The following is a 26,692-nucleotide window of genomic DNA, read 5'->3' as shown; positions in this document are numbered from 1 at the left end:
TCCCGCCGCCCTCATGAGGCGGTCACATCGGTCCGCGGCGCGGGAAGTTCACCGGTCCGCGCCACGCCCGCGTACCAATGGGCGCTCGACTTCGGCGTACGGGCCTGCGTCGTGAAGTCCACGTACACCGAGCCGAAGCGCTTGCTGTAGCCGTACGCCCATTCGAAGTTGTCCATCAGCGACCACAGGAAGTAGCCGCGCAGATCGGCGCCGTCGGTGACCGCGCGGTGCGCGGCGGCGAGGTGGCCGTGGAGGTAGGCGATGCGCTCCGGGTCGTGCACCGCGCCCTCGGCGTCGGGACGGTCGTCGTAGGCCGCGCCGTTCTCGGTGATGAACAGGGGAAGCCCCGGAACCTCCCGGTGGAAGCGCATGAGCAGGTCGTAGAGACCGGTCGGATCCACCGACCAGCCCATCGCCGTACGGTCGCCCGGCGGCTGATGGAAGGCCACCCGGTCGGCACCCGGCCAGGGCGAACCGGCCCCGGCGCCGTGCCCGTCGTGCCGCGGCAGGGGGGCGTTGTCAGTGCCGCCTGATACCACTGTGGGTGTGTAGTAGTTGATGCCCAGCGCGTCGAGGGGGTGCTTGATGACGGCGAGGTCGCCATCGTGGACGAAGGTCCAGTCGGTGATACACGCGGTGTCCGCGAGGAGGTCCGCGGGATACGCGCCGCGCAGCAGGGGCCCGGTGAAGATACGCGTCGCCAGCGCGTCGATCCGCCGCTGAGCCTCCAGGTCCTCGGGCGCTCCGGTGCGGGCCCGTACGGCCGCCGGGTTGAGGCTGATCATGATCCGGCCGCGGGCGGGCAGCGCGGCGCGCAGTGCCTGGGCGGCGAGCCCGTGCGCGAGGTTGAGGTGGTGCGCGGCGCGCAGCGCGGCCTCCGGATCGGTGCGGCCGGGTGCGTGCACCCCCGACCCGTAGCCGAGGAACGCGCTGCACCACGGCTCGTTGAGGGTGGTCCACCACTCGACACGGTCGCCGAGGGCGTCCGCGACGATCGCCGCGTAGTCGGCGAAGCGCTGCGCGGTGTCCCGGTGCGGCCAGCCGCCGCCCGAGGCGGAGCCGCCGTGGATGTCGGCCTCCAACTCCTGCGGCAGGTCCCAGTGGTAGAGCGTGAGCACCGGCCGGATGCCGTGGGCGAGAAGGTCGTCGACGAGCCGGCGGTAGAAGTCGAGGCCGCGCTGCACGGCGGGGCCGCGGCCGGTCGGCTGCACCCGTGGCCAGGAGACGGAGAAGCGGTAGGCACCGAGTCCGAGGGCGGACATCAGCTCCACGTCCTCGTGGCGCCGGTGGAAGTGGTCGACGGCGACGTCACCGGTGTCGCCCCCGGCGACCTTGCCGGGGGTGTGGCTGAAGGTGTCCCAGATCGACGGGGTGCGGCCGCCCTCCCGGGCGGCGCCCTCGACCTGATAGGCGGCGGTGGCCGCACCCCAGACGAAGCCGGGCGGAAAACGAAGGGGGCAGGACATGGCGGTACTCCCGTTCACGAGGACGCGGCGTACGGCACGGGCCGTACGGAGCGCGTGGCGCGATTGGTGCAGGTGGCGCGTGCGGTGCGAGTGGTTCACGGGGGCGGCCCGGCCCGTACGGCGGGGCGTACGGGCCCGGCGGAGCGGCGCGGCCGTTCACCGGTCAGCCCTTGACGGCGCCCTGCATGATCCCCCCGACGATCTGCTTGCCGAACAGGACGAACGCGACGAGCAGCGGCAGCGTGCCGAGCAGCGCGCCCGCCATGATCACGGACTGGTCGGGAATGTAGCCGCGGCCGAGGCCGGTCAGCGCGACCTGCACGGTCGGGTTGCCGTTCTGCGTCAGCGCGATGATCGGCCAGAAGAAGTCGTTCCACGCCTGGACGAAGGTGAGCAGGCCGAGCACCGCCATCGCGGGCCGGGCGGCCGGGAAGACGACGTGCCACACCACGCGCCAGCTGTTCGCGCCGTCCGTGCGGGCCGCCTCGATCAGCTCGGTGGGCAGCGCCTGGAGCAGGTACTGCCGCATGAAGAAGACCCCGAAGGCACTGACGAGGGTGGGCAGGATGACGGCCTGCAACTGGTCGGTCCACTCCAGCTCGGCGACGGTCATGAACAGCGGTACGACACTGAGCTGCGGCGGCACCATCATCGTGCCGATCACCAGCAACAGCAGCAGCTTCTTCGCCCGGAAGCGCAGCTTGGCGAAGGCGAACCCGGCGACGGTCGAGAAGATCACCGTGCCCGCCGCGATCGTCGTGGCCACCACCGTGGTGTTCAGCAGCGCCGCGCCCATGTTGGCGTCGGACCAGGCCGTACCGAGGTTCTTGAGCAGGTTCCCGCCGAACCAGAACGGCGGCGGCGTCTGGGCGAGCCGGGTGTTGTTCCGGGAAGCGGCGACGGCGGTCCACAGCAGCGGGAAGAGCGAGCCCGCGGTGAAGAGGATCAGCACCGCGTAGGTCACCTTGCCGCCGTGCAGCTGCCGGCCGGCGCGTCGGGCTGTCATGGCTCCTCCTCACTGGCTCGTGCGCAGCCGGCGGGCGATCAGCGCGTTGACCGCGGCGATCACCAGCAGGATCAGGAACATCGTCCAGGCGATGGCCGAGGCCCGGCCGAGATGCAGGTTCACCCACCCCTGCTCGTACAGGTACAGGCCCAGCGTCTGGTACTGGTGGTCGGCGCCTCCCGAGGCGCCGGCGCTCCCGCTGAACAGCAGCGGCTCGCCGAACAGCTGCGTGGCGCCGATCGTCGAGACCACACAGGTGAACAGGATCGTCGGCCGCAGCGACGGGATCGTGACGTACCGGAACTGCTGCCACCGGGAGGCGCCGTCGAGCGCCGCCGACTCGTAGAGGTCGTGCGGTATCGCCTGCATGGCGGCCAGGTAGATCAGCGCGTTGTACCCCGTCCACCGCCAGACGACGATCGTGGAGACCGCCAGCTTGGAGGTCCAGGAACCGTTCTCCCAGTCGACGCCGTCCGCGCCGACCGTGCTCAGCAGCCAGTTGACCAGCCCGTAGTCGCGCCCGAAGAGCAGGACGAACACCAGCGTCGCGGCGGCCACCGACGTGGCGTACGGCGTGAGCACCGCCACCCGGAAGAACATCGAGCCGCGCAGCCGGTAGTTGAGCAGATGCGCGAGGCCCAGCGCCATCAGCAGCTGCGGGACGGTCGACAGGACACCGATGACGAACGTGTTCCCGAGGGCGTTCCAGAAGAAGTCGTCGCCGAGCAGCCGGGTGAAGTTGCGCAGCCCGGCCCACTCCATGTCGGTGGGCGCGGTCAGCTCCACACGGTGCAGTGCGGCCCATCCCGTGTAGAGGAGCGGGAAGAGCCCGAAGGCGGCGAAGAAGAGGAAGAACGGGGCGATGAAGAGGTACGGGCTCCAGCGCAGGTCCCGTCGGTAGCGGCGGCTGCGGCGTTCCCGCGCGCGGACGGCGGCGGGGCTGTCGGGAGCAGGCCTGTCGGAAGCGGGAGTTTCGGAAGCCGACCTGTCGGACACGGGGCTTCCGGAAGCGGGGGTGTCGGTAGCGGGGCTGTCGGGGGAGCGGGTCGTCCGGCCGTCCACGGCTCACTGGTCCAGCGCGTTGTCGATCGACTCGACCGCTGCCCGCCAGCCCTGCTCGGGGGTCTTGCCCTGCTGGTCGACCTGGAGCACCCCCACATCGGTGATGTTCTGGTTGACGGTGAGGTCCTTCGGGCCGAGCACCTGGTCGGGGATGCCTTCGGCCGCCGCGGCGAAGATCTTGCCGATCGGCGCGTCACCGAAGTACGGATGCTTGGCGCCGGACACCGCGGGCAGCCCGTACGCCGCCCGGGCGCTGGGGAAGCTGGCCTGCTTCGTGAAGAGTTTCGCCTGCTGCTCGGGCGCGGTCAGCCAGGCCGCCAGCTTGGCCGCCTCGCTCTTGTGCCGGCCCGCTTCCGGTACGGCGAGGAAGGAACCGCCCCAGTTCCCCGGCTTGGGCGCGGCGGCCACGTCCCACTTGTCGCGGCCGTTGTCCCCGGACTTCTCCTTGATGTAGCCGAGCATCCACGGCGGGCAGGAGACGGTCGCGAAGCGCCCGTTGGCGTACGCCTGGTCCCAGGACTTCTGGAACTGCTGGAGCCGGGCGGTCAGTCTGCCCGTCGCCGCCCGCATCGCCGCGTCCCACGCCTGCCGCACCGACGGGCTGTCCTTGTAGACCAGCTTGCCCTCGCGGTCGTAATAGCGTTCGGCGCTGCTGGAGATCACCGCGTTGTAGACGCCGGAGGCGGAGTCCACGAAGGACGTGCCCGCCGGAGCCTTGTCCTGGAAGCGCTTGCCGACGTCGAGGTACTTCCCCCAGTCGCCGGCCCAGAGCTTGGCCACCGCGTCGCGGTCGGTCGGCAGCCCGGCCTTGGCGAAGAGGTCCTTGCGGTAGCAGATCGCCATCGGCCCGATGTCCGTGCCGAGCCCCACCGTCTTGCCGCTCGCGTTGGTCGCCTGCGCCCATTTCCAGGGGATGAAGTCGGCCTTCCGTACACCCGGCGCCTTCGAGAGGTCGACGAGCTTGCCCGCCTGGGTGGCGGTGACCTCGGCGATGTTGTTGACCTCGACCGCCTGGATGTCGGCGAGCCCGCTGCCCGTGCTCAGGTGGGTGAGCAGCTGCGGGTAGTAGTTCTCGTTCCGTTCGATGGAGGTCTCTTTGATCGTGATGTCCGGATGGAGCTTCATGTACGCGTCGTAGAGCCCGGCCTGCTTGTAGCCGAAGACACCGAAGACACCGACCGTCAGGGTGGTCTTCCCGGCGGCGGCTCCCGACGAGCCCTTCGCGCCCGGGGCGTCGCTGTCCTCGGCGCAGCCGCCGAGCAGTGCGGCTCCGAGCGCGACGGCGGCCGTCAGGGCCACCGCCCGCCGGCGGGTGCCGCGGATCGTCGTTCGCATGGCGTCTCCTCCTGGTGCCCTGCAGACCGTGCGTGCGGAAGGTGGGGTGTCCAGTACGGTGGGAGCGCTCCCAGTCGTGATGAGGTGAAGGGTCGCCGTTCCCGGGCACGCATGTCAAGGGCTCGCGCGCCAACACCCGCCCGGCGGTTCGTTGTTGAATGTACGGGCAGGACGGCAAGCGGAGGCGGCGATGGCATCAGGCGGACGTCGAGGGGGCGGCAGGCCCACCCTCGAAGAGGTCGCCGCGCGCGCGGGCGTCGGCCGCGGCACGGTCTCCCGCGTGATCAACGGCTCGCCCCGGGTCAGCGAACGGACCCGCTCCCTGGTGCAGCAGGCCGTGGCCGACCTCGGCTACGTACCCAACCGCGCCGCCCGCGCCCTGGCCGGCAACCGCGCCGACACGGTCGCCCTGGTCGTACCGGAGACCGAGACCCGGCTCTTCGCCGAGCCCTACTTCTCCGGCATCCTGCGCGGCGTCAGCGCCGGACTCGCCGACCACGACATGCAGTTGCTGCTCACCCTGATCCGCACGTCCAAGGAACGGCGCCGCTTCGCCGACTACCTCGCCGCGCACCGCGTCGACGGCGTCCTGCTGGTCTCCGTGCACGGCGACGACCCGCTGCCCGACCTGCTGGGACGGATGGCGATCCCGACCGTCCTGAACGGCCGCCGCACCGCCGGGGAACTGGTTCCGTACGTGGACTCCGACAACACCGGCGGCGCGCAGAGCGCCCTGGAACACCTCATCGGCCGCGGCCGCCGCCAGGTCGCCACCATCGCCGGGCCCCTGGACATGTACGTGGCCCACTGCCGCCTCGACGGCTACCGCCAGGCCGTACGCGCCGCCGGCCACCCCGAGGACGACGCCCTAGTCGCCCACGGGGACTTCACCGAGGAGGGCGGACGGCGCGCCCTGCGCGAACTGCTCACCCGCCGCCCCGCCCTGGACGCCGTCTTCTGCGCCTCCGACGTGATGGCCGCGGGCGCCCGGCAGGAACTGCGGACGGCGGGCCGCCGCATCCCGGACGACGTGGCCCTGGTCGGCTTCGACGACTCCGCCATCGCCCGGCACATGGACCCGCCGCTCACCAGCGTCCGCCAGCCGATCGAGGAGATGGGCCGGGCGATGGCGGGGCTGCTGATGGCGCAGATCACCGGGGAAGCGGAGGGCGGCGGGCCGGATGCGCGCTCCGCGACGGGCCAGGCCGGGCCGCACCTGGTACTCCCGACGGAGTTGGTGCGACGGCAATCGTCTTGAGAGGCGCGAGGCGCGAGGCGCCGGCCCGGGGCCCGTGTCTCAGCCCCGGACCGGCGCCTGGGACGGGCTGGTGCGCGCCCCGGGGCCGGAGCCGTGCGCTCCGGCTCGGGCCCCGGCGCTGCGTGGCGCGTAGCCCTACACCGCCGGATACGCGTTCTTCAGCAGCTCCCGGAACTGCGCCGGGAACCAGTGCCCGGACAGCGGCGCGTCCGGCAGGGCGCCCGACCGGTGGTAGTTGTTGCGCGGATTGCCCTCGTACGTCGGGTCGCACATCCGGTCGAAGCCCTTGCCCTCGTTGTTCGGGACGGCCGAGCTCGAACCGTCCGACTCACCCGGCGGCTTCATCCACACGTACGCGTCGATGCCGGCCGCCGGAGCCGTCCGCGGGCGCTCGCCCAGCCCCGCCCCCGCCTGGTTGCACCAGTTGCCGACGTGCAGCCTGCGGTCGTACCGGCCCGCGTCCACGTAAGCGTCCACACTCGTCCGGGGCCCCGGGCCGGCGGGCCGGGCGGCACCGCCCCAGCCGTTGCGCGAGGTGTCGATCAGCATGCCCACGTCCGGGCGGAACCCGGCCCGCACCGCCTCCTGGCGGAACGCCTGGGCGAACGACAGCTCGTCGGCGTAACGGTTCCAGTCCACCCACTTCGACTCGCGCACCGACCGGCCCGCCACGCTGTCGCCCAGGGCGAAGTTCTCCTCCTTGAGCGCGCTGTAGTTGGCGGTGTTGGTGATGAAACCGTGCACCTTGTCGACCGTGCTGCCCTCGGCCGTGGCGGCCTGGTGCAGCAGCCGCGCGGACGCGCCGAAGTTGTCGTCCCAGCCGATCCAGCCGTGGTGTCCGGCGTCCACGTAGTTGTAGACGTTCGGGACCGCGCCCAGTTTGTCGAGCGCGTACCCGACGCCCTTCACGTAGTTGCCGTTGGCGAGCATGGCGTCGCACTGCGGGGTGGCGGTGGCACGCCCGCCGGTGTTGGTGACGAGGTTGGGCAGCGAGTCGATCTCCACGGTGGTCACGATCCGCAGCGACGCGTACTTCGGGTCGGCGAGGACGGCCGCGATGGGGTCGATGTAGCGGGACTTGTACGCGTCGATCTCGGTCGGGCCCAGTTCGCCGTTGGAGGCGAGCGCCGCGCAGTCCCGCCCCGGCAGGTTGTAGATGACCAGCTGGACGACGAGCGGCCGGCCCGCCGCCTGCCGTAAGGCGGTGTCCAGGTGGCCGCGCAGGCCCATCGAGCCGCCGGTGCCGCCGATGGCCGCGATGCGGTCGAGCCAGACGCCGGTCGGCTGCCCGGCGACCTTGCCGCCGCCCGGCTCGGCCGCCGCCTTCGCCGACCACTCCGGGTTCACGTAGACGCCCGCGCCCGCGTACGGGTTGTCGACACGGGCGGCGGCGGCCGGTGCGGCGTGTGCGGTGCCGGGCAGGACATCGGCGGTACCGGCGGCGGCCAGCAGAGCGCAGGCCGCGACCGCGACGGCGCGGGTGCGGTGCCGGGCGGCGCGCTGCCGGTCGGCGCGGCGCCGGCCGGGTGCGGGGGAAAGGTGTTCAGCGGAACGTCTCATGAGCGGGTCGTCCTTTCTCGGTACGGAATCCAGTACGTGTCTCGGCCGCGGACTCACGCGGGGTTCACGGCAGACCCACGCCGGGTTCACTGCGGACTCACGACGGGTTCACGGCGCGCAGGTGATCACGCAGCCCCACGCCGTACGCGGTGGGCGTCCCGGCGTAGTCGCGGATGAGGGCCGGTCCGGCGGCGCAGTCCCAGGTGTTCCAGGTCCAGCCCAGGTACGACGCCCGGCGCCCGTCCAGCCACCGCATGACGCGGTCGGTGAAGGCATGGGCGCAGGTGTTCTCGCCGATCTCGCCCGCGACGAGCGGTACGCGCTCGGCGACCGGCCCCGGCGTCCGGGACCAGCAGCTCTCGTCGGCGCAGGCGTTGAAGTTGTACACGTGCCAGGCGGCCGCGAGATTGCCCGCCGGGTCCTTCGGCGCGTACGCGGTCCACCGGCTGAGGTCGTTGGCGTACGCGAGGCCGCCCACCAGGACCGGATTGCGGGCGCCGGTGGCCCGTACGGCGTCCAGCAGGGTCTGCATCCCGGCGACCTCGTAGCCGATGCCGGGACAGTTCCCGCCGTCCCGCCAGCAGGTCCAGGCCCGTTCGGTGTCCGGGGTCGCGCGGTCCGGGTACGGCTCGTTGAACAGGTCGAACACGACCTCGGGCGTGTCCTTGAAGGCGCCGGCGACCGAGGACCAGAAGGCGGGGGAGTGGCGCCGGTCCGGCATGGGTTTCTGGCAGCTCGCGTGTTCGTCGGCGCAGCCGGCCGACGGGCCGGTGTAGCGGCCGTGGCTCCAGTGCAGTTCGAGGACTGGCGTCAGGCCGTGGGCCATCAGCCGCCGCACGTAGTCGCGTACGGCCGAGGTGTAGGCGGCGCCCGCGTACCGGGGGTCGATGTTGGCCGTGCCCAGCCAGCACTCCTCGTTGAGCGGGACGCGGACGGTGTTGGCGCCCCAGCCCGCGATGGCCGCGACGGACGCGTCGTCCACCGGCCCGTCGAAGATCCCGCGGCCCTGTACGCACGAGAACTCGGCGCCGGAACGGTTCACCCCGAGCAGGCGGTACGGGGCGCCGGCGCGGTCGACGAAACGGTTGCCCTCGACCCGCAGCTGGGGCGGCGCGGCCGAGGGAGCGGAGGACGCGGTGGACACGGAGGACACGGAGGACGCGGTGGACACGGCTGCGGCCGGGGCGGGCTCGGCCGGCGGGGACGCGCCCGGCAGAGCGAGCACCGCGGCCACTGCCAAGGCGTACAGGCGTAACGGTCTGCGCATGAGCGACTCCTCGGGTCGTACGCGGGCATGGGCGGCCCGCGACGGATGGAATCGCTCCCACTGGTTGCACGGAGGCTAGTGCCAACTCGCCCGGTTTCCCAGAGGAGTTGCGTAATTCCCGCCACGGGCAGCCGCGTCGGACGCGTGGGCCTGCCCTCTTGACGGACCGCTCGCCCGCCCCAATCCTTGGGAGCGCTCCCACTGGTCCCCGGCAAACGAACCGGCGCGCGGTCCGCTTCGGCGCGCCCTCCTCCCTGGCACGCGCCCCTCCGGCGCGCCCGCCTCCCGGCCCGCGCCCCCTCCGGCGCGCCGGCCGCTCCCCGGCACACCCTCACGCCGGGCCGCGTACCTCCGTACGGAAGGAGATCGGCGTACTGCCCGTACGGTGCTGGAAGAACTTGGCGAAGTTCGCGGCGTCGGCGAAGCCGAGGCGTACGGCGATCCGGGCGGCGGTCTGGTCGCCGTGGGCCAGCAGCCGCTTGGCCTCCAGCACCACGCGGCGGTCGATGAACTCCTTCGCGCCCACCCCGGTGGCGGCGGCCGTCGCGCGGGAGAGGGTGCGGGGCGAGTAGCCGAGCGCCCGCGCGTAGTCCTCGACACGGCGGCTGCGGGTGAAGCCGCGCTCCACCGCGTCGCGGAAGCGGAGAAAGGTCTCGCTCGCCTCGCAGACGCCGCCGCCGTCGACCCCGCCGCCCGTCGCCCGCCCGTCGTCCCGCGCCCCCGGCCCCCGGGCGCCCCCGCCCCCGACGCTCCCGTCCCCGGCACCCCCGCCCCGTACGCCCCTGCCCCGTACTCCCGCATCCCGTACTCCCGCATCCCGTGCGGACAGCCGGGCGGCCCGCAGGACCAGTACGGCCAGCAGGTGCCGCAGCACCTCGATGTGCGTCTCCAGGGGCAGGCCGCGCAGTGCCCCGAATTCCTGGTGGAGGTGGTGCAGGGCGTTCTCCACCGCCTGCGCCTCCGCTCCCTCCGGCCGGTGCACGGCGGGGCCGAACCAGTCCTCCAGCCGGGCCGCGGCCGCCGTCGCCGGGTCGAGGAAGCCGGATTCGAACAGCACCAGCCGCCCCTCCGCACCGGACAAGTCACCAAAGTGGTGAACCTGGCCCGGACGCACCCACATCCAGTCATTCGCGGACAGCTCATACTTTCGGAAGTCCACGGTGTGCCGGAGATGTCCGGTGTCCACCACGAGGAGATGGTGGAAGTCCGGGCGGTGCGGTACGGCGAGGGCGCAGGCGTCGGCGCGCTCGCGCAGCTCGGCGAGGGTCAGCACCTCCACCCCCGCGGGCCGCCCGGCCGGCGCGGTGAAGGGGACTTCCGGGATGCTCTCCCCGGCTTCCTGTGTGGCGTGTCGGTTTTTCACCATCAATGGTCCCGTGCCTACCCCGGTATGTCGTGTTCGCGCCCCTAGCGTAGAAGACGTCAGCGCGGCTGATGACGGAAAACGGAAAGCAAGACCCACGCCAGACCAGGCCCCGGAAGGGGCACAGGGAGTACCGCCATGTCCAAGATCGCCATTTTCGGAGCCAACGGCACCATCGGCAGCCGCGTCCTCGACGAGGCGCTGCGCCGCGGCCACCAGGTCACCGCGGTCGTCCGCGACCCCGCGAAGATCACCAAGACCGACCCGAACCTGACCGTGACCACCGGCGACATCCTCGACCCGGTCTCCGTGGCGGCCGCGGCCCAGGGCCAGGACGTCCTGGTCAGCGCGGTGGGCGGCGGCGACGGCCCGGGCCACCTCGCGACGATCAAGCCCTCGGCCGAGTCCCTGGTCGCGGGCGTCCGCACGCTGGGCGAGGACGCGCCCCGGCTGATCTCCGTGGGCGGCGCCGGCTCGCTCCGTACGCCGGACGGCAAGCAGGTCTGGGACGCGGAGGGCCTGCCGGAGTTCCTGCTCCAGATCATGCACGCGCACGGCGACGCGCTGGACTTCTACCGCACCGTCACGGACGTGCGCTGGACCAACGTGAGCCCGGCCGCCCTGATCGAGCCCGGGGAGCGGACCGGCACCTACCGCACCGCCCTGGACGACCTGGTCGCCGACGCGGACGGCACCAGCCGGATCACCGCCGAGGACTACGCCGTCGCCCTCCTGGACGAGATCGAGAAGCCGCGGCACATCGGGGAGCGCTTCACCGTCGGCTACTGAGCCCGCGGGGCGGCGGCCCACCGGGACAGCGCCCCGCGGGGTGCTGTCCTGTGGATGTGTCAGCCGTCACACCCGCCATTTCCTGGAGGCGGGCCCTCGGCCCCGGGCCTCCACCCCCGCCAACGACTAGGGCCCCCGGACGCTTTCACGTCCGGGGGCCCTACTCGTTGGGGTGAGTAACGGGACTTGAACCCGCGACATCCTGGACCACAACCAGGTGCTCTACCAGCTGAGCTATACCCACCATGACCGGTGCTGTGTGGTGTCTTGTTCCCCACCGGCTGAGAAAAGTGTACAGGGTCTGGAGGGGTGCTCGCTCCCGGCTTTGGTCAGGCCGGGAGCGAGCCGCGTCACTCCGGGTCCGCGGGCAGGACGTGCCTGGCCGCGATCTCCTTCGCGGTGTCCGAGTCCGGGCCGGGCTGCGGCACGAAGACCGCCTCCCGGTAGTAGCGGAGTTCCGCGATGGATTCACGGATGTCCGCCAGCGCCCGGTGGTTCCCGTTCTTCTCCGGACTGTTGAAGTACGCCCTCGGATACCAGCGCCGGGCCAGTTCCTTCACGGACGACACGTCCACGATCCGGTAGTGCAGGTGGCTCTCCAGCTCCGGCATGTCGCGGAGCAGGAAGCCCCGGTCGGTGCCGACGGAATTGCCGCACAGCGGTGCCCGGCCGGGTTCCGGTACGTGCTGCTTGAGGTACTGGAGCACCTGTTCCTGTGCGTCCTCCAGTGTGGTGCCACTGTCCAGCTCGGCCAGCAGCCCGGAGGAGGTGTGCATCTGGCGCACGACCTCGGGCATGGTGGTCAGGGCCTCGGCCGGGGGGCGGATCACGATGTCCACCCCGTCGCCCAGGACATTCAGCTCCGAGTCGGTGACCAGGGCGGCCACCTCGATGAGCGCGTCGTTCGCCAGCGAGAGCCCGGTCATCTCGCAGTCGATCCACACCATGCGATCGTTCATACGCCTCACCCTACGGGGCGCTCCCGCTGACTGGGCAGCACCGGGCGGCCGGCCGGCCGCCCGGCGGGCTGTTCCGGAAGCCTCGGCGCATAGGCGTCGGATTCCGGTTTGCCCGGCTCTGTCGGCGCGAGCGCGGTGGCCTGGCTGTGCACCGGCTGGTTGTGGCCCGCCGTACTGTGCCCCGGCTGGCCGCCCGACCCGTGCCCGCCCGGACCGCCGTGCCCCCCGTGTCCGCCGTGCGACCCCTGGGGGTGCCCGCCCGGACCGTGACCGCTCTGGGGGTGGCCCTGCGTGTGACCGCCCGGACCGAGCCCCCCTTGGGCGTGCGTCGCCTGGCTGTGCGACGCCTGCCCGTGGTGCAGCGGTCCGTGGCCCCCCGGCAGATGTCCCGCCGCGGCAGCGGCGAACCGGTCCGCACCGGCACCGGCGCGCTCACCGCGCTCCGGCCGGTCCGACCGGGTGGCCTGCTCGGGCACCCCGTTCTGCGGCCTGCGCGCGCGGTACGCCGCGCGGTAGGCCGCGGGCGAGGCGCCCAACTGCCGCCGGAAGTGGCCGCGCAGGGCGACCGGCGACCGGAAACCGCAGCGTCCGGCGACCTCGTCCACGGAGTAGTCCGAGGTCTCCAGCAGCCGCTGTGCCTGGAGGACGCGCTGGGTGATCAGCCACTGCAGCGGAGCGCTCCCGGTCAAGGACCGGAACCGGCGGTCGAAGGTACGGCGGCTCATGTAGGCGCGGGCCGCCAGCGTCTCCACGTCGAACTGCTCGTGGAGGTGCTCCAGTGCCCAGGCCACGACCTCGGCGAGCGGGTCCGCACCGATCTCCTCCGGTAATGACCTGTCCAGGTACCTCTGGTGCCCCAGGTCCGACGCGGTGCGCCGGGGCGGGACCACCAGCCGCCGGGCGAGCGCGTTGGCCGCGTCCGCCCCGTGGTCGGTACGGACGATGTGCAGGCACAGGTCGATGCCGGCGGCGGTCCCCGCGGAGGTCAGCACGTCGCCGTCGTCGACGAAGAGCTCGCGGGGATCGACATGGACGGACGGATAACGCTTGGCGAGCGTCGGCGCGTACATCCAGTGGGTGGTCGCGGGCCTGCCGTCGAGGAGCCCTGCGGCGGCGAGCACGAAGGCCCCCGTGCAGAGCCCGACGATGCGGGCCCCTTCTTCGTGCGCCCGGCGCAGCGCGTCCAGCGCGGCCGGTGGTGGTGCCTGTGTGATGGACCGCCAGGCCGGAACGACGACGGTGCCCGCGCGGGCGATCGCCTCCAGCCCGTAGGGGGCCGACAGTTCGAGCCCCCCGGTGGTGCGCAAAGGCGCATCTTCGCCCGCGCACACAAGTAGTCGGTACCGCGGAACACCCGCGTCCTGGCGGTCGATGCCGAAGACCGAGAGCGGAATGGAGCTCTCGAAAATCGGGCCGCCACTGAAGAGGAGCACCGCGACTATTTCGCGGCGTCGTCGGGCGGCGAGCTTGCGTGCGGCATCTGGTACGGCAGCGGAGTCCTGGCTCATGGCACTTAAGCCCCCCTCGGTCGTCTCGCCCTCTCGGTCCTGCACTGTTCCCCCGCCGTGATTGCCAAGATCGAATCTACTGCGTCCCGTGAGGATGGAGTGCCAAGTTCACCACCCGCTCGTATGTCGATATGGCAACTTGGCGCGAAGCATTCGATCACGAAGCGTTCCACTCGTCGGGCCTGCTGGGAAGTACGCCTCTCGCCTCTGCCCGTAAGCCGTAGGGCGCAACCACGCCCCGCGGTCCTTTCCTCCCAGCTCAGGCCCGGGTTACGGGTCGCTTTTGCCAAGGGATGCACTCGGGCACGAAGTTGGCCGAAAACGAACCTGGGCAGGCTTGCGGGCGCGTCATTCCTCCGGCGTACGCCCCTCGGAGCGGCGCCCTCCACGGTGGGCTCCGGTCCCGGTACGGCTGTGCCGGCCGCGGTGCGGGGCGATCTCGTCGGGCGACGGACGGGCGGCGGTGCGCTCGGACTGGCGCAGCAGGGCCCGGCAGGCACAGGTCACCGTCGCCAGGCCCGCGGCGGTGCCGAGCGCCCCGGCGGCGGACGCGCCGCACAGGACGAGGACGAGGGGCACCACGGCACAGCTGAACGCCGCCCAGCGGACGAGATCGCTCACCGGATCGGCTGATGTGTTCGAAGGACCGGGCACGGCGTACTCCCTCCAGGCAGGCTGGTACTACAACGGCTGTGGGGGTCCATGGGTCACCGCGATGGGTACGTACGGGGGCAGGCCGGGGCATTGCCATCCGGCCCACGCTCCGGCATGCTCCGGGGAATGTTCGAGCGGTACTCCGCCCGTGTGGCCGCGGGGGGCCGCTCCCGCATCAGGGGTCCGCCGTCCGCGCGGGGCTCTGGGCAGCGGAGGGCTGGCGCCGTACTCTTGGGGTAAGGCATTGGGAAGATGATTCCCGGTCGTGTTGTTCCCCTTTGAACTACAGGGCCGACCTCTCGATCAAGCCAGCTCAGTCAACTGCCGGATCAAGTCAATCGCCGCTCCCCGTCCGCCCCTCCGCAAGGACCTCCTTCGCCGAGACACCATGGCCGGTCACGAAATCCCCGAACCCGCGGACCGCAAGCAGGTCGCCGATCCGACGGCGGACCTCGAAGCGGCGGATCAGACACGTCACTCCTGCGACCCCGCCTTCCGGCACGGTGTCGTCGTCGGCTTCGACGGATCGACGTCGAGCGAGCGAGCGTTGGCGTATGCAATCGGTATGGCACGGCGCTCCGGCTCCGGCCTGATCATCGTCCACGTGGCCAACCGGCTGCCCACGACGGTCTGGGCGGGCTGTGAGCCCCCGGTCTTCGTGGACGTGCCGGACCACCGTACGGAAGTGCTCGGGCTGGAGCTCGCCTGCGCCGACCACCTCGCGGAGATCCCGTGGGTCCTCGTGGAGCGCGGCGGCGACATCTGCCACGAGCTCGAAGAGGTCGGCCACGAGTACGAGGCCGACGCGATCGTGGTCGGCTCGACGCACGGCATCGTGGGCCGGATCTTCGGCTCGGTCGCGGGACGGCTGGCCCGGCGGGCGCAGCGGCCCGTGATCGTCATTCCCTGACCGTCCTCCCGGTTTTCCGCCCTCCTGGTTTCCCGGCCGCCGCTTGCCGGGCCGCTCCCGCGCCGGATCTCCGACCGCCACCGGTCGCCGTTTCCCTGACGCGCCATGCTTCCGACCCGCCAGGCCCCTGACGCTCCGTGACCCCGTGGGGCGTGAGGTGAGGGAGCGTCACCAGCGCCCCGTAACCGCGCAGTCGGCATATTTACTGGCCCGTAGAGGTGGAATGCGGGGTGCTGAGGGGTAGAAAACCGATCAAGAGAGCGCGAACGGAGCGTGAACGGCCGGGGCGGCCGGACGCGGCCGGCGCAGCTCCCGGGGCGCGCGGGCGCCCGGCGGACGGGGCGGTCCGCCGCCCGGCTCTCCGGCCGTCAACAGCGTGCTGCCGCCCGGGAGGTGACGGTTCCCGGGAAGGCGGCCACCGCCGGCGTAAGGGCGCCGCCGGAAACCGGGGTGGCGGGGCCCCGCGCGTCTGGGGGCCCGCGCGGGGCCCCGCCTCCCGCCCCCTCGAAAGCGCATCGTCCGGGTGACGGGCGGCTCCCCACCGGCCGCCCGTCACCCGGACGGACACCCGCGGCCGCGAGGTGGACAGGACCCCACGGCCGCGGGCGGTCATTGACCGGCGGGCGGTTCACTCGCCCCCGGGACGGCCACCCACCCGCGGGCGACTCCTTCCGGGACAGCCCCCGGACACTCACCGGCCCCCGGGGCAGTCCCCGCTCCCAGACAGCCCCCGCCCCCGGCCGGCTACTCGACCGTGACCGACTTCGCCAGGTTCCGCGGCTTGTCGATGTCCCGGCCCATGGCCAGCGCCACGTGGTAGGCCAGCAGCTGGAGCGGGATGCCCATCAGGATCGGGTCCAGCTCGTTCTCGTTCTTCGGCACGATGATGGTGTGGTCGGCCTTGTCCTGCTTCTGGTGCGCGACGGCCAGGATGCGGCCGCTGCGGGCCTTGATCTCCTCCAGCGCGGCGCGGTTCTTCTCCAGCAGGTCGTCGTCCGGGACGATCGCCACGGTCGGCATGGCGGGCTCGATGAGCGCCAGCGGACCGTGCTTCAGCTCGGACGCCGGGTACGCCTCGGCGTGGATGTAGGAGATCTCCTTGAGCTTGAGGGAGGCCTCGCGGGCGACCGGGTAGCCGCGCACCCGGCCGATGAACATCATCGACCTGGCGTCCGCGTACTCCGCCGCCAGCTTCTTGATCTCGTCCTCCGTCTCCAGGATCTCCTGGATCTGGCCGGGCAGCTGGCGCAGGCCCTCGATGATCCGCTTGCCGTCGGCGACGGACAGGTCGCGGATACGGCCCAGGTGCAGCGCCAGCAGGCCGAAGGCGACCACGGTGTTGGTGAAGCACTTGGTGGAGACCACGCAGACCTCGGGGCCCGCGTGCACGTACACGCCGCCGTGGGTCTCCCGGGCGATCGCCGAGCCGACCACGTTCACCACGCCCAGGACGCGCGCGCCCTTGCGCTTGAGCTCCTGCACCGCCGCCAGTACGTCGTAGGTCTCACCGGACTGCGAGACCGCGATGTAGAGGGTGTCGGGGTCCACGACCGGGTTGCGGTAGCGGAACTCGGAGGCCGGCTCGGCGTCCGAGGGGATACGGGCCAGCTCCTCGATCATCTGGGCGCCGATCTGGCCCGCGTGGTACGAGGTGCCGCAGCCCAGGATCTTGACCCGGCGGATGGCACGCGCCTCGCGCGGGTCCAGGTTCAGACCGCCCAGGTGCACGGTGGAGAAGCGGTCGTCGATGCGCCCGCGCAGCACGCGGTCCACCGCGTCGGCCTGCTCGCTGATCTCCTTGTGCATGTACGTGTCGTGGCCGCCCATGTCGTACGACTCGGCCTCCCACTCCACGGTGGTCGGCTGGGCCGAGGTGTGCGAGCCCTCGGTGGTGTACGTGCGGTAGTCGTCGGCCTTGATGGTGGCCATCTCGCCGTCGTCGAGGGTGACGACCTGGCGGGTGTGCGAGACCAGCGCGGCGACGTCGGAGGAGACGAACATCTCCTTCTCGCCGATGCCCAGGACGACCGGCGAGCCGTTGCGGGCCACGACGATGCGCTCGGGGAAGTCGGCGTGCAGCACGGCGATGCCGTACGTGCCCTCGATGACCCGCAGGGCCTCGCGGACCTGCTCCTCCAGGGTCGGCGCCTGGGAGCGGCCGATCAGGTGGGCCAGCACCTCGGTGTCGGTCTCGGAGACGAACTCGACGCCGTCGGCGGTGAGCTTGGCGCGCAGCTCGTCGGCGTTGTCGATGATGCCGTTGTGGACGACGGCGACCTTGCCCTCGGTGTCGACGTGCGGGTGCGCGTTCTCGTCGGTCGGGGCGCCGTGGGTGGCCCAGCGGGTGTGGGCGATGCCGGCGGTGCCCGCGAAGCGCTTGGGCAGGCGGGACTCCAGCTCGCGGACGCGGCCCTTGGCCTTGGCGGTCTTCAGGCCGCCGGCGGCCTTGCCGGTGCCCTTGGCGTGGATGGCGATACCGGCGGAGTCGTACCCGCGGTACTCCAGTCGCTGCAGTCCTTCGAGGAGCAGCGGAGCCACGTCCCGCTTACCGATGTAGCCGACGATCCCGCACATGTGGTGACCCTCCCGGTCAGGCAGTTGGACAAGTGGCGCACGATGCGGCGCGCGCCGGCGTGCTCGGCCGGTTCAGCCGTAGACGAGGCGGCGCAGCTGGCGCGCCGAGAGCTCGGGTGGGCGGACCGCGCGGTGCGGCAGCTCCTGGCCGATGCGTTCGAAGATCGCCTCGTTGCGCAGTCCCTGCGACTGCAGCTCCCGGTGGCGTCTGCGGACGTAGTCCTCGGTCGTCTCGTCGAAGTACGCGAGAACGTCGAGCACCACCCGGGCGGCCTCACCGCGCTGTAGCGGCGTGCTGCGCACCAGGTGGTCGACGAGGTCCTCATGGGGCGAACGGCGATCGAGCACCCGATGAATACTGATGGGTCGCAACGAGTTACGCAAGAAATCTGCCCGATATCGGGCAAGCGACACGCCGAATGGCTCCACACGTGGTGTCCACCTTGACCACTAGGGGGGCGCGCGGTACTCAATGTTGACGTTCGGTTGCTCCATGCCACGTACGACGTCCACGCACGGCCCTGCACGATGAGCCCACCGAAGGGAATCTCGTGAGACGAAGCAGACTGTTCTGCTCGCTGCTGCTGGTGGCGGCGACCGGCCTGTCGACGGCCGGGGCGCAGTCCGCCGCGGCCGACCGCGGCAGCCCGTCCGCCCGCCACGCCAAGCCGATAGCCCTCGACCAGGTCATCCCTGCACCCGCCTCCGTCAAGCCCGGCAAGGACCCCTACACGATCGGCGGCCGGACGCAGATCCGGGTGCCCGGCGCGTCCGGCGAGGTCCGGCGGGTGGCCGGCTACCTGGCGGACCTCCTGCGCCCGTCCACCGGCTATCCGCTGCCGGTCACCGGCAAGGACGGCCGGGACGGCATCGTGCTGCGCCTGGGCGGCAAGGACACCAAGGCGCTCGGCGCCGAGGGCTACCGCCTCACCTCCACCCGGCACGCGGTGACGATCACCGCGGCCCGGCCCGCCGGTCTCTTCCACGGCGTGCAGACCCTGCGCCAGCTGCTGCCGCCGTCCGTCGAGAAGCGCAGCAAGCAGCACAGCCCCTGGAAGGTCGCCGGCGGCACCATCTCGGACACCCCGCGGTACGGATACCGCGGCGGGATGATCGACGTGTCCCGACACTTCTTCACGGTCGATCAGCTGAAGCGTTACATCGATCAGCTTGCGCTGTACAAGTACAACAAGCTGCATCTGCACCTCACCGACGACCAGGGCTGGCGGCTCCAGATCAACTCCTGGCCGCGGCTCGCCAGCTACGGCGGCAGCACCCAGGTCGGCGGTGGCCCCGGCGGCTACTACACCAAGGCCCAGTACCGCGAGATCCTGCGGTACGCCGCCAGCCGCTACATGGAGGTCATCCCCGAGATCGACACTCCGGGACACACCCAGGCCGCGCTGGCCTCGTACGCGAAGCTGAACTGCAACAACATCGCGCCGCCGATCTACACCGGCGTCGAGGTCGGCTTCAGCTCGCTGTGCGTGCCCAAGAAGGTGACGTACGAGTTCCTGGACGACGTCTTCCGTGAGGTCGCGGCGCTGACCCCCGGCCCGTACCTGCACATCGGCGGCGACGAGGCGCACTCCACCAGCCACGCCGACTACGTGACCTTCATGAACAAGGTCCAGCCGCTGGTGACGAAGTACAAGAAGAAGGTCATAGGGTGGCACCAGCTGACCGCCGTCACGCCCGCCAAGGGCGCCGCGGTGCAGTACTGGGGCTACGACAAGACCCCCGCCAAGGAGCGGGAGCAGGTCGCGGCGGCCGCCCGGAAGGGCGCCGGCCTCATCCTCTCCCCGGCCGACCGGTCCTACCTCGACATGAAGTACACCAAGGACACCAAGCTCGGTAAGGCGTGGGCCGGGTACGTCGAGGTCCAGCGGTCCTACGACTGGGACCCCGCGACGTATCTGAAGGGCGCGCCGCAAAAATCGATTATGGGCGTCGAGGCGCCCATCTGGACGGAGACGCTCTCCACCAACCAGCACCTCGACTACATGACCTTCCCGCGGATGCCCGGCATCGCCGAGCTGGGCTGGTCACCGAGGTCCACGCACGACTGGAACACCTACAAGCACCGGCTGGCGTCCCAGGCTCCCCGCTGGGAGGCCATGGGCTTCGACTACTACAGGTCCCCGCAGGTGCCGTGGCGCAAGTGAGCTGACGGCGGCGACGACAGCAGGGCGGGACCGGAGCACCGGTCCCGCCCTGTGCCGTACGCGGCGTACGTGCCGTACGGAAAGCCGTACGGGGCAGCTCGGACGGGAACGCCGTACGGAAAGCCGTACGGAAAGCCGCCCTACACGCCCAGCTCGCGGGCGATCAGCAGCCGCTGCACCTCGCTCGTCCCCTCGCCGATCTCCAGGATCTTGGAGTCGCGCCACATCCGGGCGACCGGGTACTCGTTCATGAAGCCGTAGCCGCCGTGGATCTGGGTGGCCTCGCGGGCGTTGTCCACCGCGATCTCGGAGGAGTACAGCTTGGCCAGGGCGGCCTCCTTCTTGAAGGGCTCGCCGTGCACCAGGCGCGACGCGGCGTCCCGCCAGGCCAGCCGGGAGGTGTGGGCGCGCATCTCCATGTCGGCCAGCTTGAACTGGATCGCCTGGTTGTGGCCGATCGGCCGGCCGAAGGCGTGCCGGTCCTTGGCGTACCGGACGGACTCGTCCACACAGCCCTGCGCGAGGCCGGTGGCCAGCGCCGCGATGGCGATCCGGCCCTCGTCCAGGATGCGCAGGAACTGGGCGTAGCCGCGGCCCTCGGTGCCCAGCAGGTTGCCGGCCGGGACCCGTACGTCGGAGAAGGACAGCTCACGGGTGTCCGAGGCGTTCCAGCCGACCTTGGAGTACGGGGCGCCGACGGTGAAGCCCGGGGTGCCGGACGGCACGATGATCGAGGAGATCAGCGGGCTGCCGTCGTCCTTGCGGCCGGTGACGGCGGTGACCGTGACCAGGCCGGTGATGTCCGTACCGGAATTGGTGATGAAGCACTTGCTGCCGTTGATCACCCACTCGTCGCCGTCGCGGACGGCCGTGGTGCGGGTGGCGCCCGCGTCCGAGCCGCCGTCCGGCTCGGTCAGGCCGAAGGCGCCGAGCACCTCACCCGTACACATCCGGGGCAGCCACTCGCGCTTCTGCTCCTCGGTGCCGAAGTGGAAGAGCGGCATGGCGCCGAGCGAGACGCCCGCCTCCAGCGTGATGGCCACCGAGGAGTCGACGCGGGCCAGCTCCTCCAGGGCGACGCCGAGGGCGAGGTAGTCGCCGCCCATGCCGCCGTACTCCTCGGGGAAGGGCAGGCCGAACAGGCCCATCCGGCCCATGTCCCGCACGATCTCGTACGGGAACTCGTGCTGCTCGTAGAACTCGCCGATCTTGGGGGCGACCACGTCGTGGGCGAACGCCTCGACCGTGCGCCGCAGTTCTTCGAGTTCGGGGGACAGGCGGTGGTCCAGGGACATCGTTCACTCCTTGTGGGAGAGGGCACGGACGGTGCGGGACGGGCTCGGACGGCCCAGCTGTCCGGCCATCCACACGCTGGTGGCGGTGAGCCGGCCCAGATCGACCCCGGTCTCGATACCGAGGCCGTGCAGCATCCACACCAGGTCTTCGGTGGCGAGGTTGCCGGTGGCGCTCTTGGCGTACGGGCAGCCGCCGAGGCCGCCCGCCGACGCGTCGACGGTGCTGACGCCGTGCTGGAGCGCGGCGAGGGTGTTGGCCAGCGCCTGGCCGTACGTGTCGTGGAAGTGCACGCCGAGGCGGTCGGTGGGCACGCCCGCCTCGTTCAGCGCGGCGAGCAGCGCCTGGACGTGGCCGGGGGTGGCCACGCCGATGGTGTCGCCCAGGCTCAGCTCGTCGCAGCCCATGTCCAACAGGGCGCGGCAGACGCGCACGACCTGCGCGACCGGCACCGGGCCCTCCCAGGGGTCGCCGAAGCACATGGAGAGGTAGCCGCGGACGTGCGCCTGCTCCTCCTTCGCGCGGGCGACCACCGGGGTGAACATGGCCAGCGATTCCTCGACCGTGCGGTTGAGGTTGGCCTTGGCGAACGACTCCGTGGCGCTGCCGAAGACGGCGATGCGGCGGGCGCCGAGGGCCAGCGCGCGGTCCAGGCCGCGGTCGTTGGGGACGAGGACGGGCAGCCGCGCGTCGAGGTCCGCCAGCATCGGGTAGAGCTGTTCGGCGTCGGCGAGCTGCGGCACCCACTTGGGGTGCACGAAGCTGGTCGCCTCCACCGTCGTCAGCCCGGCGTCCACGAGGCGGCGTACGAACTCGGCCTTGACCTCGGTGGGGACGACGGCGGACTCGTTCTGCAGGCCGTCGCGGGCGCCGACCTCGTGGATACGGACCCGGGCCGGCAGGCCGGGGGCCGGGACGGGCATGGGGAGTCCGGGAGCGGTCATGTCGCTGCCTCCTCGGTCGGGCCGGACGGCTGCGGAGCGCTCGGGTCCGGGGCGCTCGGGTCCTGTGGCCCGCTCTCGTGCGGATCGACGACGGCGAGCACCTGGTCCATGGCGACCGTGCTGCCGGGGGAGACGCCCAGCTCGCTGACCGTGCCGGCGTGCGGCGCGGAGATGACGTGTTCCATTTTCATCGCCTCGACGACCAGCAGCCCCTGCCCGGCGGCCACTTCGTCGCCGACGGCCACCTTCACGACGGTGACCGTGCCGGGCATCGGCGCGGTCAGGGCGTCCATGCCGTGTGCTCCGGCGGCGCCGCGCAGCGTCTCGGCGACCGGGTCGTGGTCCGTGACGTGCCAGGCGTCGCCGTCCCGGCCGAGCCAGTCGCCGGCCCGGTGGAAGGTGTGCACGACACCGCCGACGGTGACGCGGACCCGGCCGGCGGTGACGTGGCCGGTGCCGGTGGCGGCCACCGGTTCATGGCCGGGCACCCTGACCTGGTGGGTGACGGGCGCCGGGCGGCCGCCGATCCGCCAGCCGTCCGGTACGGCGAAGGGGTCCACCCAGCCGCCGTCCGGCACCGGCTCCAGGGCCGCGTTCCGTACGGCAGCGGCGGCCGCGTACACCTCGGCGGGGACGTCGGCAGGCACCAGCGCGTCCATCTCCCGTTCGACCAGCCCGGTGTCCAGCTCGCCCGCCACGACGGCCGGGTGGGCCAGCAGGCGGCGCAGGAAGCCGGTGTTGGTGGGGACGCCGAGCACCACCGTTTCGGCGAGCGCGGCGCGCAGTTTGCGCAGGGCGGTCGCGCGGTCCGGGCCGTATGCGATGACCTTGGAGAGCATCGGGTCGTAGAGGCTGCCGACCTCGGTGCCCTCGGCCAGGCCGGAGTCCGTGCGCACCCCGTCGCCCTGCGGCTCGGCGAGCGCCAGGACCGTGCCGCCGGAGGGCAGGAAGCCGCGTGCGCCCTCCTTGACCGACACCGTTTCGGCGCAGATCCGGGCCTCGACGGCGTGCCCGGTCAGGCGCACGCCGTCCTGCCCGAACGCCAGCGGCTCCCCGGCCGCGATCCGCAGCTGCCACTCGACCAGGTCCAGGCCGGTGACGAACTCGGTGACCGGGTGTTCGACCTGGAGGCGGGTGTTCATCTCCATGAAGTAGTACGAGGACGGGTCGTCGCCCGGCACGATGAACTCGACCGTGCCCGCTCCCCGGTAGCCGCACGAGCGCGCGGCCTGCACGGCCGCCTCGCCCATCGCGGCCCGCGTCGCCTCGTCCAGCAGGACGGACGGCGCCTCCTCGATCACCTTCTGGTGGCGGCGCTGGAGCGAGCACTCGCGCTCGCCCAGGTGGACGACGTTGCCGTGGCCGTCCGCCAGCACCTGGATTTCGATGTGCCGCGGGCGGTCCACCCAGCGCTCCACGAGCAGCGTGTCGTCGCCGAAGGAGCCGCGTGCCTCACGACGGGCGGCGGCGATCTCGTCGGCCAGCAGCGCCTCGTCCCGCACCAGCCGCATGCCCTTGCCGCCGCCGCCCGCGGACGGCTTGAGCAGCACCGGCATCCCGATCTCGCGGGCCGAGCCGGCCAGTTGCGTGTCGGTCAGCCCGCTCCCGGAGGAGCCGGGCACGACCGGCACCCCGGCCGCCCGTACCGTCTCCTTCGCGCGGATCTTGTCGCCCATCAGCTCGATGGCCTCGGCGGACGGCCCGATGAAGACCAGCCCGGCGTCGGCGCAGGCCGCCGCGAACGCGGTGTTCTCGGCGAGGAAGCCGTACCCGGGATGCACGGCCTGCGCGCCGCTGCGGTGCGCGGCCTCGATCAGGCGGCCCGCGTGCAGATAGCTCTCGGTGGACGGCGGCGGGCCGATCCGTACGGCCGTGTCGGCCTCGCGGACATGGCGGGCGTCGGCGTCCGCGTCGCTGAACACGGCGACCGAGCGGACGCCCAGCGCGCGCAGCGTCCGGATGACGCGGACCGCGATCTCGCCCCGGTTGGCGACCAGGACGGTGTCGAACATGCTCATCTGTTCCTTCACTCCCCGCACTCCCCTCACATCCGGAAGACGCCGTAGCCCGGCTCGCCCAGCGGCGCGTTGCCGCACGCCGTCAGGGCCAGTCCCAGCACCCGGCGGGTGTCCAGCGGGTCGATGACCCCGTCGTCCCACAGGCGCGCGGTCGCGTAGTAGGCGCTGCCCTGCGTCTCGTACTGCTCGCGGACCGGGGCCTTGAAGGCGGCCTCCTCCTCGGCGCTCCACTCCTCGCCGCGTGCCTCCAGCTGGTCGCGCTTGACCGTCGCGAGGACGGAGGCGGCCTGCTCGCCGCCCATCACCGAGATCTTCGCGTTCGGCCACATCCACAGGAAGCGCGGCGAGTAGGCCCGGCCGCACATCGAGTAGTTGCCCGCGCCGTACGAGCCGCCGATGACGACGGTCAGCTTGGGGACGCGGGTGCAGGCCACCGCCGTGACCATCTTCGCGCCGTGCTTGGCGATGCCGCCCGCCTCGTAGTCGCGGCCGACCATGAAGCCGGAGATGTTCTGGAGGAAGACCAGCGGGATGCCGCGCTGGTCGCACAGCTCGATGAAATGCGCGCCCTTCTGGGCGGACTCGGAGAACAGGATGCCGTTGTTGGCGACGATGCCGACCGGGTGGCCGTGGATGTGCGCGAAGCCGGTCACCAGCGTCGTGCCGTACTCGGCCTTGAACTCGGCGAAGCGGGAGCCGTCCACGACGCGCGCGATGACCTCCCGTACGTCATAAGGCGTACGGGAGTCGGCGGGCACCGCGCCGTACAGCCCGGCGGGGTCGGCCTTGGGTTCCTCGGCGGGCCGCACCGTCCAGGGCAGCGGGCCGCGGCCGCCGAGCGTTGCGACGATGGTGCGCACGATGCGCAGCGCGTGCGCGTCGTCCTCGGCGAGGTGGTCGGTGACGCCGGACGTACGGGAGTGCACCTCGCCGCCGCCCAGCTCCTCGGCCGTGACGACCTCGCCGGTCGCGGCCTTCACCAGCGGCGGGCCGCCCAGGAAGATCGTGCCCTGGTTGCGGACGATCACGGCCTCGTCGCTCATCGCCGGGACGTACGCGCCGCCCGCCGTGCAGGAGCCGAGGACCGCCGCGATCTGCGGGATGCCCGCGCCGGACATCCGGGCCTGGTTGTAGAAGATCCGCCCGAAGTGCTCGCGGTCGGGGAAGACCTCGTCCTGCATCGGCAGGAAGGCGCCGCCGGAGTCGACCAGGTACAGGCACGGCAGGCGGTTCTCCAGCGCCACCTCCTGGGCGCGCAGGTGCTTCTTGACCGTCATCGGGTAGTACGTGCCGCCCTTGACCGTCGCGTCGTTGGCGACGATCACCGTCTCGCGGCCGGAGACCCGCCCGACGCCCGCGATCACGCCCGCGGCCGGCGCGGCCCCGCCGTACATCCCCTCCGCCGCCAGCGGCGCCAGCTCCAGGAACGGCGAGCCGGGGTCCAGCAGCGCGTCCACCCGCTCCCGGGGCAGCAGCTTGCCGCGCGCGGTGTGCCGCGCCCTGGCCTTCTCGCCGCCGCCCAGGCGGGCCGCGGCGAGCCGGGCGCGCAGGTCCTCGGCCAGCTCCTGGTGGGCGGCCTCGTTGGCACGCCAGGCGTCCGACGCCGGGTCGGCCGTGCTGTCGAGCACCGGTGCCACTTCCGCCGGGTCCATCCGCATCCGTGCCCCCGCCTCCTTCGGCTCCCTCACCACGGCGGCTTCGTACGGCTGCCGCGGACGCCGGGGATCGCCCGGCCGTTAATGGGCGTTAACTTCATTTCTCCCAGGTTAACGACCACTAACCCGCCTGTCTACAATTAGTTGTATGAGCAGCACACACGCCCCGGCAGCCACCAGCCGACGCGAGCAGATCCTCAAGGAGGCGGCCCGGCTCTTCGCCGAGCGCGGGTTCCACGGTGTCGGCGTGGACGAGATCGGTGCCGCCGTCGGCATCTCCGGGCCCGGCCTCTACCGGCATTTCGCCGGCAAGGACGCGATGCTGGCCGAACTGCTCGTCGGTATCAGTGAACGGCTCCTGGAGGGCGGCCGCATCCGCGCCGCTTCCGGGGGCGACAGCCCCGCCGCGGTGCTGGACGCCCTGATCGAGGGGCACATCGACTTCGCCCTCGACGACCGCCCGCTGATCACCGTCCACGACCGCGAACTGGACCGGCTGCGCGAGGCCGACCGCAAGCGGGTGCGCCGCCTCCAGCGCGAGTACGTGGAACTGTGGGTGCAGGTGGTGCGCGAGGTGTACCCGGCGTACGCGGAAGCGGACGCGCGCGCCTCCGTGCACGCCGTCTTCGGCCTGCTCAACTCGACCCCGCACCTCAGCCGCCCCGGCGCGCTTCCGGGCCGTACGGAGATGTCGGCGCTGCTGCACCGGCTGGCCCGGGGGGCGTTCGCGGCGGCGGGCGTGGACGAGGGGGCGAGCGGGCGTGTGGGCGAGGGTGCGAGCGGGAGTGCGAGCGGGCGCGCGGGCGGGGTCGCGGGCGGGCCCGGGGGGCTCTCCGCCCCCTCGGGCACCTCTGGACAGTCTCACTGACCGGCGGGTAGCTTTCGGCTGAGCAAGCGCTTAGTCGA

Annotated in this window: 21 protein-coding genes and 1 tRNA gene; 5 read left to right on the top strand and 17 right to left on the bottom strand. The window is 71.9% G+C overall.

The window, feature by feature from the left end; translation table 11 throughout:
• Positions 1–11 precede the first annotated feature (11 nt).
• The 4 genes from JXZ78_RS05715 to JXZ78_RS05700 all read right to left on the bottom strand — a co-directional run bounded on the left by JXZ78_RS05715 (position 12) and on the right by JXZ78_RS05700 (position 4,869).
• Positions 12–1,466: a GH1 family beta-glucosidase gene (locus JXZ78_RS05715; RefSeq protein WP_030025227.1), complete on the bottom strand. Its 1,455-nt coding sequence runs from the start codon at positions 1,464–1,466 to the stop codon at positions 12–14.
• Positions 1,467–1,629: 163 nt separating this feature from the next.
• Positions 1,630–2,472, bottom strand: a complete 843-nt coding sequence (locus JXZ78_RS05710) for a carbohydrate ABC transporter permease (protein ID WP_030025224.1) — start codon at positions 2,470–2,472, stop codon at positions 1,630–1,632.
• A gap of 9 nt (positions 2,473–2,481) precedes the next feature.
• Positions 2,482–3,468: a carbohydrate ABC transporter permease gene (locus JXZ78_RS05705; protein WP_106968953.1), complete on the bottom strand. Its 987-nt coding sequence runs from the start codon at positions 3,466–3,468 to the stop codon at positions 2,482–2,484.
• Between the two features lie 69 nt (positions 3,469–3,537).
• Entirely contained in the window at positions 3,538–4,869 is a 1,332-nt protein-coding gene (locus JXZ78_RS05700; protein ID WP_030025222.1) for an ABC transporter substrate-binding protein, read from the bottom strand.
• A 190-nt stretch (positions 4,870–5,059) separates the two neighbouring features.
• Between JXZ78_RS05700 and JXZ78_RS05695 the strand changes: the two genes are divergently transcribed.
• Positions 5,060–6,127, top strand: a complete 1,068-nt coding sequence (locus JXZ78_RS05695; protein WP_030025221.1) for a LacI family DNA-binding transcriptional regulator — start codon at positions 5,060–5,062, stop codon at positions 6,125–6,127.
• A gap of 135 nt (positions 6,128–6,262) precedes the next feature.
• Here JXZ78_RS05695 and JXZ78_RS05690 read toward each other — a convergent pair whose 3' ends face one another.
• The 3 genes from JXZ78_RS05690 to JXZ78_RS05680 all read right to left on the bottom strand — a co-directional run bounded on the left by JXZ78_RS05690 (position 6,263) and on the right by JXZ78_RS05680 (position 10,320).
• A complete protein-coding gene (locus tag JXZ78_RS05690; protein ID WP_238782688.1) occupies positions 6,263–7,687 on the bottom strand; it encodes a glycoside hydrolase family 6 protein in 1,425 nt (474 codons plus the stop codon).
• A 97-nt stretch (positions 7,688–7,784) separates the two neighbouring features.
• Positions 7,785–8,954: a glycoside hydrolase family 5 protein gene (locus JXZ78_RS05685; RefSeq protein ID WP_030025220.1), complete on the bottom strand. Its 1,170-nt coding sequence runs from the start codon at positions 8,952–8,954 to the stop codon at positions 7,785–7,787.
• Between the two features lie 331 nt (positions 8,955–9,285).
• Positions 9,286–10,320 (bottom strand): AraC family transcriptional regulator, encoded by a 1,035-nt coding sequence (locus tag JXZ78_RS05680; RefSeq protein ID WP_238782687.1) that lies wholly within the window; start codon positions 10,318–10,320, stop codon positions 9,286–9,288.
• A gap of 135 nt (positions 10,321–10,455) precedes the next feature.
• On the opposite strand from JXZ78_RS05680, the gene JXZ78_RS05675 reads away from it, so the two are divergent.
• Positions 10,456–11,106 carry an NAD(P)-dependent oxidoreductase gene (locus tag JXZ78_RS05675; RefSeq protein ID WP_030018886.1) on the top strand — a complete coding sequence of 217 codons (651 nt, stop codon included), beginning with the start codon at positions 10,456–10,458 and terminating at the stop codon, positions 11,104–11,106.
• 168 nt (positions 11,107–11,274) lie between these two features.
• Here the strand turns inward: JXZ78_RS05675 and JXZ78_RS05670 are convergent.
• The 4 genes from JXZ78_RS05670 to JXZ78_RS05655 all read right to left on the bottom strand — a co-directional run bounded on the left by JXZ78_RS05670 (position 11,275) and on the right by JXZ78_RS05655 (position 14,194).
• Positions 11,275–11,350 (bottom strand) — tRNA-His (locus tag JXZ78_RS05670).
• A gap of 106 nt (positions 11,351–11,456) precedes the next feature.
• The gene (gene orn, locus JXZ78_RS05665; protein WP_030018887.1) at positions 11,457–12,065 is read right to left on the bottom strand and encodes an oligoribonuclease; all 609 of its coding nucleotides are present in this window, start codon (positions 12,063–12,065) and stop codon (positions 11,457–11,459) included.
• 5 nt (positions 12,066–12,070) lie between these two features.
• Positions 12,071–13,573, bottom strand: coding sequence for a GlxA family transcriptional regulator (locus tag JXZ78_RS05660; protein WP_030018888.1), 1,503 nt, complete (start codon positions 13,571–13,573; stop codon positions 12,071–12,073).
• Between the two features lie 348 nt (positions 13,574–13,921).
• Positions 13,922–14,194: a hypothetical protein gene (locus JXZ78_RS05655; RefSeq protein WP_238782686.1), complete on the bottom strand. Its 273-nt coding sequence runs from the start codon at positions 14,192–14,194 to the stop codon at positions 13,922–13,924.
• A 421-nt stretch (positions 14,195–14,615) separates the two neighbouring features.
• Here JXZ78_RS05655 and JXZ78_RS05650 point away from each other — a divergent pair, with 421 nt between their 5' ends.
• On the top strand, positions 14,616–15,137 hold the full coding sequence (locus tag JXZ78_RS05650) for a universal stress protein (protein WP_030018890.1): 522 nt from the start codon (positions 14,616–14,618) through the stop codon (positions 15,135–15,137).
• A 744-nt stretch (positions 15,138–15,881) separates the two neighbouring features.
• On the opposite strand, the gene glmS is transcribed toward JXZ78_RS05650, so the two are convergent.
• Both glmS and JXZ78_RS05640 read right to left on the bottom strand, forming a co-directional pair.
• Positions 15,882–17,711, bottom strand: coding sequence for a glutamine--fructose-6-phosphate transaminase (isomerizing) (glmS, locus tag JXZ78_RS05645; RefSeq protein WP_030018891.1), 1,830 nt, complete (start codon positions 17,709–17,711; stop codon positions 15,882–15,884).
• A gap of 72 nt (positions 17,712–17,783) precedes the next feature.
• Positions 17,784–18,059, bottom strand: coding sequence for a hypothetical protein (locus tag JXZ78_RS05640; protein ID WP_030018892.1), 276 nt, complete (start codon positions 18,057–18,059; stop codon positions 17,784–17,786).
• A 203-nt stretch (positions 18,060–18,262) separates the two neighbouring features.
• On the opposite strand from JXZ78_RS05640, the gene JXZ78_RS05635 reads away from it, so the two are divergent.
• Complete coding sequence (locus tag JXZ78_RS05635) at positions 18,263–19,876, top strand: beta-N-acetylhexosaminidase (RefSeq protein WP_030018893.1); 1,614 nt, start codon at positions 18,263–18,265, stop codon at positions 19,874–19,876.
• A gap of 140 nt (positions 19,877–20,016) precedes the next feature.
• Here JXZ78_RS05635 and JXZ78_RS05630 read toward each other — a convergent pair whose 3' ends face one another.
• From JXZ78_RS05630 to JXZ78_RS05615, 4 genes are read right to left on the bottom strand one after another with little or no spacing between them, the layout of a single operon-like run.
• Positions 20,017–21,171 (bottom strand): acyl-CoA dehydrogenase family protein, encoded by a 1,155-nt coding sequence (locus JXZ78_RS05630; protein WP_030018894.1) that lies wholly within the window; start codon positions 21,169–21,171, stop codon positions 20,017–20,019.
• Positions 21,172–21,174: 3 nt separating this feature from the next.
• Positions 21,175–22,113, bottom strand: a complete 939-nt coding sequence (locus tag JXZ78_RS05625; protein WP_030018895.1) for a hydroxymethylglutaryl-CoA lyase — start codon at positions 22,111–22,113, stop codon at positions 21,175–21,177.
• Positions 22,110–24,125, bottom strand: a complete 2,016-nt coding sequence (locus JXZ78_RS05620) for an acetyl/propionyl/methylcrotonyl-CoA carboxylase subunit alpha (protein ID WP_030018896.1) — start codon at positions 24,123–24,125, stop codon at positions 22,110–22,112. Before JXZ78_RS05620 ends, JXZ78_RS05625 begins: the two co-directional genes overlap by 4 nt.
• A 32-nt stretch (positions 24,126–24,157) precedes the next feature.
• The gene (locus tag JXZ78_RS05615) at positions 24,158–25,783 is read right to left on the bottom strand and encodes a carboxyl transferase domain-containing protein (RefSeq protein WP_033037333.1); all 1,626 of its coding nucleotides are present in this window, start codon (positions 25,781–25,783) and stop codon (positions 24,158–24,160) included.
• A gap of 151 nt (positions 25,784–25,934) precedes the next feature.
• Between JXZ78_RS05615 and JXZ78_RS05610 the strand changes: the two genes are divergently transcribed.
• The gene (locus JXZ78_RS05610; protein ID WP_030018898.1) at positions 25,935–26,654 is read left to right on the top strand and encodes an SACE_7040 family transcriptional regulator; all 720 of its coding nucleotides are present in this window, start codon (positions 25,935–25,937) and stop codon (positions 26,652–26,654) included.
• Positions 26,655–26,692 lie beyond the last annotated feature (38 nt).

Source organism: Streptomyces monomycini, from assembly GCF_022271435.1.
GTDB classification, from domain to species: Bacteria; Actinomycetota; Actinomycetes; order Streptomycetales; family Streptomycetaceae; genus Streptomyces; species Streptomyces monomycini.
The sequence above is the reverse complement of the archived record's forward strand: the minus strand, read 5'-3'. Positions and strand labels throughout refer to the sequence as shown.

Excerpts from the sequence above, each read along its gene's own strand:
- JXZ78_RS05620 (WP_030018896.1), bottom strand. The coding sequence starts at position 24,125 with ATGTTCGACACCGTCCTGGTCGCCAACCGGGGCGAGATCGCGGTCCGC.
- JXZ78_RS05680 (WP_238782687.1), bottom strand. The coding sequence starts at position 10,320 with ATGGTGAAAAACCGACACGCCACACAGGAAGCCGGGGAGAGCATCCCG.
- JXZ78_RS05660 (WP_030018888.1), bottom strand. The coding sequence starts at position 13,573 with ATGAGCCAGGACTCCGCTGCCGTACCAGATGCCGCACGCAAGCTCGCC.
- JXZ78_RS05625 (WP_030018895.1), bottom strand. The coding sequence starts at position 22,113 with ATGACCGCTCCCGGACTCCCCATGCCCGTCCCGGCCCCCGGCCTGCCG.
- JXZ78_RS05695 (WP_030025221.1), top strand. The coding sequence starts at position 5,060 with ATGGCATCAGGCGGACGTCGAGGGGGCGGCAGGCCCACCCTCGAAGAG.
- JXZ78_RS05610 (WP_030018898.1), top strand. The coding sequence starts at position 25,935 with ATGAGCAGCACACACGCCCCGGCAGCCACCAGCCGACGCGAGCAGATC.
- JXZ78_RS05650 (WP_030018890.1), top strand. The coding sequence starts at position 14,616 with ATGGCCGGTCACGAAATCCCCGAACCCGCGGACCGCAAGCAGGTCGCC.
- JXZ78_RS05675 (WP_030018886.1), top strand. The coding sequence starts at position 10,456 with ATGTCCAAGATCGCCATTTTCGGAGCCAACGGCACCATCGGCAGCCGC.
- JXZ78_RS05715 (WP_030025227.1), bottom strand. The coding sequence starts at position 1,466 with ATGTCCTGCCCCCTTCGTTTTCCGCCCGGCTTCGTCTGGGGTGCGGCC.
- JXZ78_RS05710 (WP_030025224.1), bottom strand. The coding sequence starts at position 2,472 with ATGACAGCCCGACGCGCCGGCCGGCAGCTGCACGGCGGCAAGGTGACC.
- JXZ78_RS05700 (WP_030025222.1), bottom strand. The coding sequence starts at position 4,869 with ATGCGAACGACGATCCGCGGCACCCGCCGGCGGGCGGTGGCCCTGACG.
- JXZ78_RS05630 (WP_030018894.1), bottom strand. The coding sequence starts at position 21,171 with ATGTCCCTGGACCACCGCCTGTCCCCCGAACTCGAAGAACTGCGGCGC.
- orn (WP_030018887.1), bottom strand. The coding sequence starts at position 12,065 with ATGAACGATCGCATGGTGTGGATCGACTGCGAGATGACCGGGCTCTCG.
- glmS (WP_030018891.1), bottom strand. The coding sequence starts at position 17,711 with ATGTGCGGGATCGTCGGCTACATCGGTAAGCGGGACGTGGCTCCGCTG.
- JXZ78_RS05685 (WP_030025220.1), bottom strand. The coding sequence starts at position 8,954 with ATGCGCAGACCGTTACGCCTGTACGCCTTGGCAGTGGCCGCGGTGCTC.
- JXZ78_RS05615 (WP_033037333.1), bottom strand. The coding sequence starts at position 25,783 with ATGGACCCGGCGGAAGTGGCACCGGTGCTCGACAGCACGGCCGACCCG.
- JXZ78_RS05690 (WP_238782688.1), bottom strand. The coding sequence starts at position 7,687 with ATGAGACGTTCCGCTGAACACCTTTCCCCCGCACCCGGCCGGCGCCGC.